Origin of the sequence: Klenkia marina, from assembly GCF_900101025.1 — a bacterium.
Lineage (GTDB): Bacteria > Actinomycetota > Actinomycetes > Mycobacteriales > Geodermatophilaceae > Klenkia > Klenkia marina.
The window spans coordinates 94,807-108,598 of sequence record NZ_FMUH01000003.1; the positions used below are offsets into that span (position 1 = coordinate 94,807).

A 13,792-nucleotide genomic window follows, 5' to 3' on the forward strand; every position below is an offset into this window, starting at 1 on the left:
GCGGGCGCCGGATAACCTCGCGCCCATGTCCGTCGCGGTGGTCACCGACTCCACGGCCTACCTCCCGACGGGGCTCGTGGCCGACCTCGACATCGAGGTGGTGCCGCTCTACGTCGTGCTCACCGGCCGGTCGGGTCGCGAGGGCCTCGACGTGGGGTCGGCCGAGGTGGCCCGCACCCTGGCGGTGCGGGGCCAGCAGGTGACCACCTCGCGGCCCACACCGGGGGACTTCGTCGCGGCCTACCGGCGCAGGCTCGACGCGGGCGCCGACCGCATCGTGTCGATCCACCTGTCCGGTGAGCTGTCGGGCACCTGGGACGCGGCCCGGTCGGCGGCGGCGCAGGTGGGCGACCACGTGGTGACCGTCGTCGACGGGCGCACCGCCGCGATGGGCACGGGCTTCGCCGTCCTCGCCGCGGCCCGGGCTGCTGCCGCCGGCGCCCGGGCCGACGAGGTGGCCGACGTGGCCCGCCGCACGGCCGCGGCCAGCAGCACCCTGTTCGTGGTCGACACGCTCGAGCACCTGAGGCGCGGCGGTCGGATCGGGTCGGCGGCCGCGGTGCTCGGCACTGCCCTGTCGGTGCGGCCCGTGCTGCACGTGCAGGACGGCCGCATCGTGCTGCTGGAGAAGGTGCGCACGACCTCGCGCGCCGTGGCCCGGCTGGTCCAGCGGGTGGTCGACCTCTGCGGGGACGGCCCGGTGTCGCTGGCCGTGCACCACCTGGCCGCCGCACCCCGCGCCGACGCCCTGGCCCAGCAGCTGCGCGAGCGCGTGCCGATGCTGCGCGAGCTGCACGTCAGCGAGCTCGGGGCGGCGATCGGCGCGCACGTCGGTCCGGGCGCCCTGGGCGTGGTGGTCGACCCCACCGCAACCCCGGCGTCGCCCGACGCGCAACCGGAGCCCTCCGTGCCGGCCGACCCCGGACCCGCGGCCCCCGCCACCGCCGGTCCGGTCGCCGATCCCGCCGCCGACCCCGGTGCCGAGTCGAGCGCCGAGCCGGTCACCGCGCCGGGCACGGACCGCCAGTCGGGGCCGACCGGCGAGCCCTGACCCCACGCATGCGGGTGACGCGGGCGGCGATCACCGGCCGCCGCCCGCTCCGCAGCGACCGTGCAGGTGGGGTCAGCAGTGCCCCGACGGCCACCACGAACTGGTCACCGTGACCGCGCCGGCGGCCGAGGCCTCGACGACCACCGTGCCCGGCGTCGGGCCGGGCGACAGGCAGCCCTCACCCACGAGCGTCAGGCGCTCGTCCCAGAACATCGACAGGGTGACCTCGCCGGGGTCGGTGACCACCAGGGTCAACTCCCGCCGTCCGCTGGTGGTCAGCTCGGCCGGGCCGTCCAGCACCACCCCGGGTCCGTCGACCGCGTAGAGGGTCCAGGTGCCGTCGGACCAGATGCGCTGCAGCCCGGGCACCCCGTCGCGCACCAGCGTCGCCTCGTCGCGCCCGGCCCAGTCGGGTCGGGAGTCGGAGAGTGCGACGAACGAGACGCCGCGTGCGCGCAACCAGTCGAGGTAGGAGCCGGCGTCGAGGGAGCCGTCGTAGAAGAGGGGGTTGCGGGCGACGTCCAGCTGGCGGGTCCACCCGCGGGCGAGCGGCACCTGCTGACCCAGCGTCGCGTCGGAGTGGTCGGCCATCGGCACCACCTCCACCCGGCCCACCGGACCGCGCCGGTCCAGCTCCGCCAGCAGGGGCGCCGCCGTCCTCGCCTGCACCGCCGGGTCGCGGACCACGAGGTCGTCGGGCACCAGGGGCGGGAGCAGCCAGGTGACCAGGGCCGTGGCCAGCCCCACCAGGGCCGTCGACCGCCCCGGCGCCGCCATCAGCACCGGTGCGGCGAACAGGAGCACCATCCGGGTGGAGTTCGACCCCATCGGGTCCGGGAGCACCCAGGTCGCCAGGAGCAGCAGAGCCGTCAGGGTCGCCCCGGCCCGCACCACGGGCAGACCCGGCCCGGCCACCGCGAGCACGACCAGGGCTGCCGTGGTCGCAGCCAGCATCTGGTGCGTGCTGCCGGTCATCGGTCCCCCGGCGGCGTGCAGCAGCAGCATCCCCGCCAGCGGCAGACCTGCTCCCACCAGCAGCGCCACCACGTCCCACCCGCGCCGTGACCTCCGTGCGCCGCCCCACCACCACGCCACGGCAGCGAGGCCGAGCAGCACGGCGGCCACCGGGCTGAGCGCTCCGGAGACCGCTGCGAGCATCCCCGCCCCGACCCTGCGGACCCGGCTCCCCGGGCGGGCCCCCACCAGGACCAGCGCCAGCAGGGCCACCGCCGTGCCCATCGCGAACGTCAACCGGCCCGACAGCTGGTTCGCCAGGTTCGCGAGGGCTGCGGCCACCGCGACGAGAGGCAGCCGGACCGCTCCCGCCCGGGCCAGCAGCACGGTCGTCGCCCAGGCGCCGGTCGCCGTGCTGAGGACCCCGGCCACCGCCGTGCCCACCGAGGCCAGCACCCAGGGGGCCACCAGGCTGTAGGAGACGGCGGGCGAGCCGGCGTACCAGGCCAGGTCGACCGGCTGCCCAGCGGCCGAGGCGGCCCACGACATCCACCAGCGCTGCGCGACGAGGTCGCCGCCCACCCGCGGCAGCATCTCGACGACGAGCCCGCCGACCAGGCCGACGACCGCGGCCACGGCGGCGGGCGTGGTCAGGGCGGCGCCGTGGTGTCGAGGCGCGGACGGGGGACACCGCGGCAGGCTCTCCCGGACCGGCACGGTCGTGCATGCTGCCATCCACAGCTGGGGGTGCTGTCCACAGATCCGCTGCACCCGGTCCTGGGCGGTGCGATCGGCCCTACGTTCCGGCCCGTGCTGTTCTCCTCCCGACGGTCCGACGACGCCGACGTGATCCGCGCCCGTCTGCGGGCGCTGCTGGCCGACGGTGCCGACCGTCGTGGCTGGCTGCCCGACGACGAGCCCGACGACGAGTTCGGACACGGGCACGGACACGGGTACGGCCACGGGCTCGGTGACGAGGCCGACGACGAGCCCGGAGAGGCGCCGCGGGGCCGACCCGGCCCCGATCCGTCGGCTCGCCCCGGCCGGGCCCCGAACGGCGGCCGTGGTCTCCAGCACGCCGCCGACCCTGCCGGCGGCGGCCTCGACACCGACGTCGACGGCGACAGCTGGACCGTCGACCTCGCCTACCGCCGTGACCTCGCCGACCGCCGTGACCTCGCCGACCGCCGTGACCCTGCCGACCGCCGTGACCCTGCCGACCGGGCCCGGGACGACGACCCCGACCGTGCGCCGTCCCGACCGAAGCGCGACCGGGCACCGACGGCAGCGGCGGACACGGCGGAGTCGGCGGAGTCGGAGGCCCCTCGGGGGAGCGGGCGGCACCGGGCCGCTGGGCCCTCGACCCGCGTGGACCCGGGGCCGCACGGCGCCCGGACCCTCTGGCTCGTCGCGGTGCTCGCCGCCCTGGCCGTGGCCGGGTGGAGCTGGGTCACCCGCCCCGAGGTGTCCCCGGCGCCGGCAGCCGACACCGTGGAGGCCGTGGACTCCGTCGCCCCGGCGGTGCCCGCGGCCAGCACGGGCCAGCCGACGGGGTCACCCGACGCGGCCCCGGCCGAGATCGTGGTGTCGGTGGTCGGCCAGGTGGTGAGCCCGGGGCTGGTCACCCTGCCGGCCGGGTCGCGGGTGGCCGACGCGCTCGCGGCGGCCGGTGGTCTGCTGCCCGAGGCGGACCCGGCAGGGGTCAACGCCGCCGCGGTGCTCGCCGACGGCCAGCAGGTCGCGGTCGGGGTGCCGGGCGCGTCCTCGGGGGCTGCGGGGACGACGCCGGTGGGTGGCACGGGTGCCGGCGGGCCGGTCGACCTCAACACGGCGGGGCTGGCCGACCTCGACGCCCTGCCCGGCATCGGGCCGGTGCTGGCCCAACGCATCCTCGACCACCGCACCGAGCACGGACCGTTCACCTCGGTCGAGCAGCTCGACGACGTCAGCGGCATCGGGCCCGCCCTGTACGCCGAGGTCGCCCCCCTGGTGACCGTCTGAGCGCAGCTCGTGTGGGATGGCGGGCATGGATGCCGGCCTGTACGAGACGATCCACCGCCGCCGGGACGTACGGCGGGAGTTCACCGGTGCGCCGGTCGACCCGGCGGCCCTGGAACGGGTGCTCCGCGCCGCGCACGCGGCGCCCAGCGTGGGGATGACCCAGCCCTGGGACTTCGTGCTCGTCCGCGACGGTGACCTGCGGGCGCGGTTCCAGGCCCACGTAGCCGCCGAGCGTGCGGTCTTCGATGCCGGCCTGGACGCCGAGCGGGCCGAGGTGTTCGCCCGCATCTCGGTGGAGGGTGTGCTGCAGTCCAGCCTCGGCGTCGTGGTCACGCACGACCAGTCCCGCGGCGGTCCCGTGGTGCTCGGCCGGCACGCGATCGCCGACACGGGCCTGTTCTCCACCTGCCTGGCCGTGCAGAACCTCTGGCTGGCGGCCACCGCCGAGGGCTGGGGCGTCGGCTGGGTGTCCTTCTACCGCGAGCCGTTCCTGCGGGAGCTGCTCGGCATCCCCGAGCACGTGCGGCCGCTGGCGTGGCTCTGCGTCGGACCGGTCGCCGCGCTGCAGGAGGTCCCCGACCTCGAGCGGCACGGGTGGCGTCCTCGGCGGCCGCTGGCCGAGGCGGTGCACGCCGACCGTTGGGGGCGCCGGGCCGACCTGCTCTAGCAGACCGGGCGCCGTCGTGCCGGCCGTCGTCCACATCCGGGGTGCCTGTCCCCAGGGGGCGCCGAGGCCCCTCGGACCGGGTGCGGTGTCCCTAGCGTCGCCGGGGTGCGGGTGCAGCGACGGCGGGTACCGCAGCGGTGGTCCTGGACCGACCTGCGGCTGGTCCCGCCCGCGCTGGGGCTGTGGGCCACCACGCTGCTCGTGCCGTGGCTGCCCCCGCTGGGGGCGGCGGCCCTCGCCGTGCTGTGCGCGGCTGTCGGGTGGGGACTGACGCGCGGCCGACCCGGCACGGTCCTCAGGGTCGTGGTGGCCGTGCTGGCCGGGGTGTCGGTGGCCGCGGCTGCCGGCGCGGTGCGCTCGGCGGAGCGGGGCGGGTCACCGCTGGTCGAGCTCGCCGACCGGGGCAGCACGGTCACCGTCGTGATGACCGTGGACGAGGACCCGCGAGTGCTCCCCGGCGGCCTGGGTCCGGCCCGGGTGCTCGTCGCCGGCACGGTGACGGCCCTCGAGGGCGCCGACGTGCGCGGGGTCCCCGTGCTCCTGTTCGGCCCGGCCGAGGAGTGGGCCGGCTCACTGCCCGGCACGACGGTGACCGTGCGGGCGACCGTGCGGCCGGCCGAACGGGGCGACGACGTCGTCGCGGTGCTCAGCGCCCGCGGGCCGCCGACGACGGTGCAGGGTGCCGGGGCGGCCCAGGAGGTCGCCGGTGACCTGCGGGCAGGTCTCGTGGCCTCGGCGCAGAGGGTGCTGCCGGACGACCCCGCGGGGCTGCTGCCCGGTCTCGTCGTCGGGGACACGTCGGCCATGCAGCCGGGCGTGACCGCCGACTTCCGGCGTGCTGGGCTGGGTCACCTCACCGCGGTGTCGGGCGCCAACGTGGCGATCGTGCTGGCACTGCTGCTGTGGCCGCTCCGCCGCCGGGCGGTCGACCGGCGCTGGCAGGCGCTGGCCGGGCTCGTCGGGCTGGTCGGGTTCGTGCTGCTGGCCCGCCCGAGCCCGAGCGTCGTGCGGGCCGCGGCGATGGGCGCGGTGACGTTGCTGGCCCTGGCGTCCGGGCGGTCGAGGGTCGCCGTCCCCGCCCTGGCCGCCTCGGTGTGCGTCCTGCTGCTGGTCGACCCGGCACTGGCCGCGGACGGCGGCTTCGCGCTCTCGGTGGCGGCGACGGCGGGCATCGTGCTGCTGGCGCCCGGCTGGTCGCGGTCGTGGCGCAGGTCGGGGCTCCCCGGCCCGCTCGCGGATGCCCTCGCGGTCAGCGCGGCGGCCGGGCTCGTGACCGCCCCGTTGGTGGCGGGGCTCTCGGGACTGGTCAGCGTCGTGTCGCTGCCGGCGAACCTGCTGGCCGCACCGGCGGTCGCACCGGCGACCGTGCTGGGGCTGCTGGCCGTGCTCGCCGGTCCGGTCAGCCCCGGCCTGACCGACGCCCTGGTCTGGACGGCGGGCTGGCCCACGCGCTGGCTGGTGCTCGTGGCCGACCGCGCCGCGGCGGTGCCCGACGGGGCCGGGGGCTGGCCCGCCGGGGCCTGGGGAGCCCTCCTGCTGGCCGGTGCCCTGCTGGTCGGCAGCGCCGTGCTGGTGCGCTGGCCGCGGGCCCGTCCGGTGGCGCTGGCGGCGGCGGTCGGGGTCCTGGTGGTGGGGTGGCCGGCCCGGCAGGCGACCGATGGGTGGCCCGCTGCTGACACGGTGGTGGTCGCCTGCGACGTGGGTCAGGGGGACGCGCTGGTGCTGCCGGTCGGCGGGGGCGCCGGCGTGCTCGTCGACGCGGGGCCGGATCCCGAGCTGGTCGACGGGTGCCTCCGCCGGCTCGGCATCGAACGGCTGCCGCTCGTGCTCCTCTCCCACCTGGACGCCGACCACGTCACGGGCCTGTCCGGTGCGCTGGAGGGCCGGCAGGTCGGGCAGGTGGCCACCGGCGTCCTGGCCCCGACCGAGGACCGGCTCCCAGCCGTCGCCGCAGTGGTGTCGGCCGCCGGTGCCGACTTCGTGGTGCTCGCGGCCGGGGCGGTGGCGACCGTGGGGTCGGCGACGGTGGAGGTGCTGGCCCCCGACCCTGCGGCCGCCCGGCCCGGGGTCGACGCCAACGCGCTCTCGATGGTGGCGCGGGTGACGCAGCGGGGCGTCCGGGTGCTGCTCACCGGCGACCTCGGGGCCGACGCCGAAGGCGGCTTGCTGGCCGCCGGCGTCGACCTGACCGCCGAGGTGCTCAAGGTCCCCCACCACGGGAGCGGGGACGCCGACCCCGACTTCCTCGCCGCCACCGGGGCCCGGGTCGCGCTGGTCTCGGTGGGGGCCGACAACACGTACGGGCACCCGGCGGCCCGGCTGCTGGACTGGCTGGCCCACGACGGCGTCCAGGTGCACCGCACCGACCTCGAGGGCGACGTCGCGGTGGTGGGGGAGACCGGTGACTGGGGCGTGCTGGCCCGTGGGGTGGACGACGTCCAGCGCGCCGTGGCCGGACCGCCTTCCCGGCCGGAGGTGGTCGGCCCCGGCCAGCGGAGCCACCGGGGACGTCGGAGGTGCGTGACACGATGGCCGGGTGCCGCAGTCCGCCTCCCCGCCACCCCCGCTGTCCCGCCTGCGGCTGGTCGTCGGCGAGGAGGAGCTGCTGCGCGCGCGGGCCGTGTCGGAGGTGCGGGCCGCGGTCCGCCGGCTCGACCCCGACGCCGAGGAGCACGAGCTGGCCGCGGCCGGGCTGGCCCTGGGTGACCTGGCCGAGGCGCTGTCGCCCTCGCTGTTCGGGGGCCACCGGCTCGTCGTCGTCACCGGCGTCCACGAGGCCGCCGGGGCGCTGGCCGACACCCTGGTGGCCTACGCGAAGGACCCCGACCCCGAGCTGACCCTGGTGCTGGTGCACGCCGGGGGCAAGCGCAACGAGGCTCTGCTGAAGGCGTTCCGGCAGGCCGGCGCCGCCGAGGACGAGTGCCCCAAGCTGACCAACGCCGGAGAGCGCATGACCTTCGTGCGCAACGAGGTGCGCCGGGCCGGCGGGCGGATCACCCCCGACGCGGCCACCGCGCTGCTCGAGGCGGTCGGCAACGACCTGCGCTCGCTGTCGGCCGCGGCCAGTCAGCTGGTGTCGGACTTCGGCGGGTCGATCGACGCCGACGCGGTGGCCCGCTTCCACCGGGGGCAGGCCGAGGTCAGCGGCTTCACCGTCGCCGAGCGGGTGCTGGTCGGCGACCACGCGGGGTCGGTGGAGATGCTCCGTTGGGCGCTGGACCGCGGGGTGCCGCACGTGCTGCTCGCCGATGCCATCGCCGACGGTGTGCGCACCGCGGCCCGGGTCGCCTCGCTGGGCACGTCGAACATCGGCGACCTGGCCCGGCAGCTCAAGCTGCCGCCGTGGAAGGTGAAGAAGGCCCAGGCCCAGGCCCGCGGGTGGAGCATCCCTGCCCTGCAGCAGGCCATCGGGGTGGCCGCCGAGCTGAACGCCGACGTCAAGGGTGTGGCGGCCAGCGCGGACTACGCCCTGGAGCGCGCTGTGCGGCGCATCGTGGAGCTGCGCCAGACCTCGGGCGCCGGCCGCGGCACCCGGCGCTGATCGCCTGCGAGACCCAGGAACGCGACGAGCCCCCGTCCCCGGCGGGGGAGGGGGCTCGTCGGAGCAGCCGGCGGCTCAGAGAGCGGCGGCCTGCTTGGCCAGCGACGACTTGCGGTTCGCGGCCTGGTTCTTGTGGATGACGCCCTTGCTGGCGGCCTTGTCCAGCAGCTTGCTGGCGGCGCGCAGGGTGGTGTCGGCAGCGTCCTTGTCCCCGGCCGCGGCGGCGGCGTGGAAACGCCGGACCGAGGTCTTCAGGGCGGACTTGACGGCGACGTTGCGCTGACGCGCCTTCTCGTTGGTCTTGATCCGCTTGATCTGGGACTTGATGTTCGCCACGCGTGAGCCTCTGGGTCTTCTCGGGGAAAGTCTCTGCTGTCTCGTCCACGGCGCACAGGCGCAGCGCGGACCGGTTCGCCAGGCTACCAGCCCGCCGGACCGCTGCCCAGCGTGGCCGGGGCCACCCCCGCGGAGGGCGGCGCGGGGACCGGTTCCACGGCGGTGCACCGCGTCGGCGTCCCGGCGGTGCACCACGCCGCCGTCCCGGCGTGGGACGATGGGCAGCACTGTGACTGCACCCGCCCGCACCGACCCGACCCGCATCCGGAACTTCTGCATCATCGCCCACATCGACCACGGCAAGTCGACGTTGGCCGATCGGATGCTCGAGGTGACCGGCATCGTCGAGGGGCGCAACATGCGCGCCCAGTACCTCGACCGCATGGACATCGAGCGCGAGCGCGGCATCACCATCAAGAGCCAGAACGTGCGGCTGCCCTGGACCCCGCGCTCGGGCGAGCACGCCGGCACCGAGTACGTGCTGGACATGATCGACACCCCGGGCCACGTCGACTTCACCTACGAGGTGTCCCGGTCGCTGGCCGCCTGCGAGGGTGCGGTGCTGCTGGTCGACGCCGCGCAGGGCATCGAGGCGCAGACGCTGGCCAACCTGTACCTGGCGATCGAGAACGACCTGACGATCATCCCGGTGCTCAACAAGATCGACCTGCCGGCGGCCCAGCCCGAGAAGTTCGCGGCCGAGATCGCGCACATCATCGGCTGCGACCCCGACGACGTGCTGCGGGTCAGCGGCAAGACCGGCGAGGGCGTGCCCGAGCTGCTGGACATGATCGTGGAGAAGATCCCGGCCCCGACCGGCGACGCCGACGGCCCCGCCCGGGCGCTGATCTTCGACTCGGTCTACGACATCTACCGCGGTGTCATCACCTACGTCCGCGTCGTCGACGGCCGCATCTCCGGCCGCGAGCGGATCAAGATGATGAGCAACAACGTCACCCACGAGCTCCTCGAGATCGGCGTCATCTCACCCGAGCCCAAGCCGGTCGAGAGCCTGGGCGTCGGCGAGGTCGGCTACTTCATCACCGGGGTGAAGGACGTCCGGCAGTCCCGGGTCGGCGACACCGTCACGCTGCAGCACCGCCCGGCGGCCGAGTCGCTGGGCGGCTACCGCGACCCCAACCCGATGGTCTACTCCGGGCTGTACCCCATCGACGGCAGCGAGTACCAGCTGCTGCGCGAGGCGCTGGACAAGCTGCTGCTCAACGACGCCGCGCTGGTCTACGAGCCCGAGACCTCGGCCGCCCTGGGCTTCGGGTTCCGGGTCGGCTTCCTGGGCCTGCTGCACCTGGAGATCGTGCGCGAGCGGCTCGAGCGCGAGAGCGGCCTGAGCCTGATCTCCACCGCGCCCAACGTGGTCTACCGGGTGGTGATGGAGGACGGCAGCGAGCACGTCGTCACCAACCCCAGCGACTGGCCGCACGGCAAGATGTCCACGATCTACGAGCCGATCGTCAACGCCACGGTCATCGCCCCCAGCGACTACACCGGCACCATCATGGAGCTCTGCCAGGGCCGCCGCGGATCGCTGACCGGCATGGACTACCTGTCGGAGTCCCGCGTCGAGCTGCGCTACACGCTGCCCCTGGGCGAGATCATCTTCGACTTCTTCGACGCGCTGAAGTCCCGCACCCGCGGGTACGCCAGCCTGGACTACGCCGAGGCCGGCGAGCAGGAGGCCGACCTGGTCAAGGTCGACATCCTGCTGCAGGGCGAGGCCGTCGACGCCTTCTCCTCGATCGTGCACAAGGACAAGGCCTACGGCTACGGCGTGATGATGGCCGGCAAGCTGCGCGAGCTCATCCCGCGCCAGCAGTTCGAGGTGCCGATCCAGGCCGCCGTCGGCGCCCGGGTCATCGCCCGCGAGACCGTGCGCGCGATCCGCAAGGACGTCCTGGCCAAGTGCTACGGCGGTGACATCTCGCGCAAGCGCAAGCTGCTGGAGAAGCAGAAGGAGGGCAAGAAGCGGATGAAAATGGTCGGCCGCGTCGAGGTCCCCCAGGAGGCCTTCGTGGCTGCGCTCTCCAACGCCGAGCCCACCAAGAAGTGACCGGCCGGGTCGAGGCCGTCTGCGTCTCGGGCGACGACCTGCTCCCGCTGCCGGGCAAGCGGCCCTCGACCACCGGCATCCGCAAGCGGCCGGTCGCGGGCCGGGTGGCGGTGCTCGACGAGACGCTCGACGGCGACCGCCAGGTCAACCGCAGGCACCACGGCGGCGAGGGCCAGGCGGTCTACGCCTACGCCGCCGAGGACGCCGCCTGGTGGGCGGCCGAGCTCGGCCGCGACCTGCCGGCCGGGTCGTTCGGGGAGAACCTGCGGACGACGGGGCTCGACCTCACCGGCGCCGTGCTGGGGTCCCGGTGGGCGATCGGCAGCGCCCGGTTCGAGGTCACCGCGCCGCGCATCCCGTGCGCCAACTTCGCCCGCTTCTGGGACGTCCCGGACCTGGTCAAGCGGTTCACCGCGCACGGGGCCAGCGGCGCCTACCTGCGGGTGCTGCAGACCGGCGACGTCGGGGCCGGCGACGCCGTCGAGGTCGTGCACGTCCCCGACCACGGGGTGACCACCGGGCTGCTCTTCCGCGCGCTGACCACGCAGAAGTCCCGGCTGGTCGAGGTCGAGCCGGCACTGGACGTCGTACCGCACAAGGACCGCGACAAGCTCGCCCGGCGCATCGCGGCGCTGGTCGGCTGAACCGTCGCACCCCCGCGCTACTGTCCGCGCGGGCCTCACGGGGAGTCCCGCGAGGAGGCGACATGCGACGGCGTTCGACGGCGGCCGCGCTGCTGACCGTGCTGGCCGCGGCCCTGGCGCTGTCCGGGTGCGGGGGCAGCAGCTCCGACGAGTCGGCCGGCGACCTGCTGGCCCGGGCGAAGTCCGTGCTCGACGACGCGAGCAGCGCCCACTTCGAGCTCACCAGCGACGGTGCCCCGCCGACCGGCAACGCCCTGCTCGGCGGCGAGGGCGACATCGCCCGGCCGGCGTCGTTCGACGGCACGCTGCAGGTGCGGGCCCTGGGCAGCGCGATCGACGCGGAGGTCATCTCGGTCGACGGCACGGTCTACGCCCAGCTCCCGTTCGCCAGCGGGTACAGCGTCGTCGACCCGGCCACCATCGGGGTGGGCGACCCGGGTGCGCTGCTCGACCCCGAGACCGGCATCAGCCAGCTGCTCACCGCCACGCAGTCGCCCGAGCTCGGCGACGAGTCCCGGGTCGACGGCGAGGTGGTCCGCGAGGTCAGCGGCACCCTGCCCGGTCAGCTGGTGGCCGACCTGCTCACCAGCGAGGACCCCGCGCAGGACGTCTCCGCGGTGTTCTCGGTCGCCACCGACAGCGGTGAGCTGCGCCAGGTGCAGCTCACCGGACCGTTCTTCTCCGCCGACGACACGGGCAGCTACACGATCGTGCTGTCGGACTTCGGGGCCGATGTCTCCATCATCGCACCGCCCACCGGCTGAGGTCGCGGCTCCGGGGCGGGCCGCCGTCGTCCTGGCGACGCTGGCGGTGCTGGTCTCGGCGGCCGACACCTACGTCGTCGTGCTGGCCCTGCCCGACATCCTCACCGGGGTCGGCGTGGGGCTCGACCAGCTGCAGGAGGCCACCCCGATCATCGGGGGCTTCCTGCTCGGCTACACCGCCACGTTGCCGCTGCTGGGCAGGTTGGCCGACCTGCGGGGCCGGCTGCCGGTGCTGGTCGGTTGCCTGCTGCTGTTCGCCCTGGGCTCCCTGCTGACTGCCACCGCCGTGGCGCTCGGCCCCGCGGTGCTCGGTCGGGGCCTGCAGGGGATCGGCGCCGGCGGGCTCGTGCCGGCGACGCTGGCCCTCGTGGCCGACCGGTGGCCGCCCGAGCGCCGGGCCGTGCCGCTCGGGGTCGTCGGGGCCGTGCAGGAGGCCGGCGCGGTGCTCGGGCCGCTGGCCGGGGCGGCCGTGCTGGCGGTGTCGGACTGGCGGGCGATCTTCTGGCTGAACCTGGTGCTGGGCGTCGGCCTGGCGGTCGCGCTGCGGCTCACCGGCCCGCGGCGGGCGGGCCGCGACGTCGTCGGGGTCGTGTGCGCGGTGGTGGCCGCGACGGCGCTGGCACTGCAGCTCGCCGAACCCGACGCGCTGGCCACCGACGTGACGCTCGGGTTGGCCTGGGTGCCCCTGGCCGGGCCGGCCTGGAGCACCCCGTTGGTGCTGGTCGCCGTCCTGGGCGCCCTGGGTGTGCTGGTCCGCTCGGCGACCGCCGCGCACCCGGTGCTGCCGCTGCGCGGGCTGCCGGCGCTGGCTCGCGAGGTCGACGTCCTCGGGGCGGTGCTGGTCGTGGTGGCGCTGGGCAGCCTGGTGTGGGCCTTCGCCGCGGCCGACCCGGCCAGGCAGGTGGTCGCGCACGGCCCGGTGCTGCTGCCGCTGGCTGCGGTCGCCGCCGTGGCGTTCGTGCTGCACGAGCGCCGCACCGCCGAGCCGCTGCTGCCGCTGACCGAGCTGCGGCCGGTCGCCGCGTGGGGCGCGCTGCTGGTGAACGTGCTCGTCGGCGTGGCCCTCGTCGCCGCGCTGGTCGACGTCCCGCTGTTCGCCCGGGCCACCACCGAGACCGATCAGCTGGGTGCCGCCCTCGTGCTGGTGGAGTTGCTGGTCGCCGTCCCGGTGGGGGCGGTGGCCGGGGGGTGGCTCTGCCGCCGGGTGCCGCCCCGCTCGATCGCCGGTGCCGGGATGGCGCTGGCCGCGCTCGCGTTCGTCGCCATGACCCGCTGGGACGCCTCGTCGCTGGACAGCTGGACCTCCACCGCCGCGCTGCTGGCCGCCGGGCTGGGGTTCGGGTTGGCGGTCGCCCCGGTCACCGTCGTGCTGCTCGGGGTGACGCCGTCGCGGGTGCACGGCAGCGCGAGCGCACTGGTCGTGGTCGCCCGCACGGTGGGCATGCTGGTGGGGCTCTCGCTGCTCACCGCGATCGCGCTGCGCCGGTTCACCGCGGTGGTGCGCGAGATCCCTAGCCCGCTGGTCAGCTGCCCCACCAGCCCGACCGACTGCCCGGTCTACGACCAGGCGGTCGACGCCGCCGTGCTGACGCAGCTGCACACCGTCTTCACCGGCGCCGCCGTGGCAGCCGCGCTGGCCGCGATCACCGCCGTCGTCCTGCTCCGCGTCCCCGCACCCGCGCGGCACTGATCAGCTGGGTCCACCGGGGTCCGTCCTGGTCCATCGGCGTCGGCTATCCAGGACGGTCCTGGTGGACCCAGCTGCT

The 13,792-nt window shown here is 75.7% G+C and carries 11 protein-coding genes; 9 read left to right on the forward strand and 2 right to left on the reverse strand.

Annotated elements, in window-relative coordinates; genetic code table 11:
- Positions 1-25: 25 nt before the first annotated feature.
- Complete coding sequence (locus BLP29_RS10075; protein ID WP_092803580.1) at positions 26-1,051, forward strand: DegV family protein; 1,026 nt, start codon at positions 26-28, stop codon at positions 1,049-1,051.
- Positions 1,052-1,123: 72 nt separating this feature from the next.
- On the opposite strand, the gene BLP29_RS10080 is transcribed toward BLP29_RS10075, so the two are convergent.
- Complete coding sequence (locus BLP29_RS10080; protein ID WP_092803583.1) at positions 1,124-2,641, reverse strand: hypothetical protein; 1,518 nt, start codon at positions 2,639-2,641, stop codon at positions 1,124-1,126.
- 174 nt (positions 2,642-2,815) lie between these two features.
- Here BLP29_RS10080 and BLP29_RS21535 point away from each other — a divergent pair, with 174 nt between their 5' ends.
- The 4 genes from BLP29_RS21535 to holA all read left to right on the forward strand — a co-directional run bounded on the left by BLP29_RS21535 (position 2,816) and on the right by holA (position 8,214).
- A complete protein-coding gene (locus tag BLP29_RS21535) occupies positions 2,816-4,006 on the forward strand; it encodes a helix-hairpin-helix domain-containing protein (protein WP_243469847.1) in 1,191 nt (396 codons plus the stop codon).
- A gap of 25 nt (positions 4,007-4,031) precedes the next feature.
- Positions 4,032-4,673: a 5,6-dimethylbenzimidazole synthase gene (bluB, locus tag BLP29_RS10090; protein ID WP_092804778.1), complete on the forward strand. Its 642-nt coding sequence runs from the start codon at positions 4,032-4,034 to the stop codon at positions 4,671-4,673.
- 105 nt (positions 4,674-4,778) lie between these two features.
- On the forward strand, positions 4,779-7,379 hold the full coding sequence (locus BLP29_RS10095; RefSeq protein WP_092803586.1) for a ComEC/Rec2 family competence protein: 2,601 nt from the start codon (positions 4,779-4,781) through the stop codon (positions 7,377-7,379).
- Positions 7,303-8,214, forward strand: coding sequence for a DNA polymerase III subunit delta (holA, locus tag BLP29_RS21540; protein ID WP_243469912.1), 912 nt, complete (start codon positions 7,303-7,305; stop codon positions 8,212-8,214). The genes BLP29_RS10095 and holA overlap by 77 nt, the downstream gene beginning before the upstream one ends.
- Positions 8,215-8,289: 75 nt before the next feature.
- On the opposite strand, the gene rpsT is transcribed toward holA, so the two are convergent.
- Positions 8,290-8,550, reverse strand: a complete 261-nt coding sequence (gene rpsT / locus BLP29_RS10105; protein ID WP_092803589.1) for a 30S ribosomal protein S20 — start codon at positions 8,548-8,550, stop codon at positions 8,290-8,292.
- Between the two features lie 229 nt (positions 8,551-8,779).
- Between rpsT and lepA the strand changes: the two genes are divergently transcribed.
- From lepA to BLP29_RS10125, 4 genes are all read left to right on the forward strand, one after another.
- The gene (gene lepA, locus BLP29_RS10110; RefSeq protein WP_243469848.1) at positions 8,780-10,618 is read left to right on the forward strand and encodes a translation elongation factor 4; all 1,839 of its coding nucleotides are present in this window, start codon (positions 8,780-8,782) and stop codon (positions 10,616-10,618) included.
- Positions 10,615-11,262 (forward strand): MOSC domain-containing protein, encoded by a 648-nt coding sequence (locus BLP29_RS10115; RefSeq protein ID WP_092803596.1) that lies wholly within the window; start codon positions 10,615-10,617, stop codon positions 11,260-11,262. The genes lepA and BLP29_RS10115 overlap by 4 nt, the downstream gene beginning before the upstream one ends.
- Positions 11,263-11,324: 62 nt before the next feature.
- Entirely contained in the window at positions 11,325-12,026 is a 702-nt protein-coding gene (locus BLP29_RS10120) for an LppX_LprAFG lipoprotein (RefSeq protein ID WP_092803599.1), read from the forward strand.
- Positions 11,995-13,716 carry an MFS transporter gene (locus BLP29_RS10125; RefSeq protein WP_092803602.1) on the forward strand — a complete coding sequence of 574 codons (1,722 nt, stop codon included), beginning with the start codon at positions 11,995-11,997 and terminating at the stop codon, positions 13,714-13,716. Before BLP29_RS10120 ends, BLP29_RS10125 begins: the two co-directional genes overlap by 32 nt.
- The last annotated feature ends 76 nt before the right edge of the window (positions 13,717-13,792 follow it).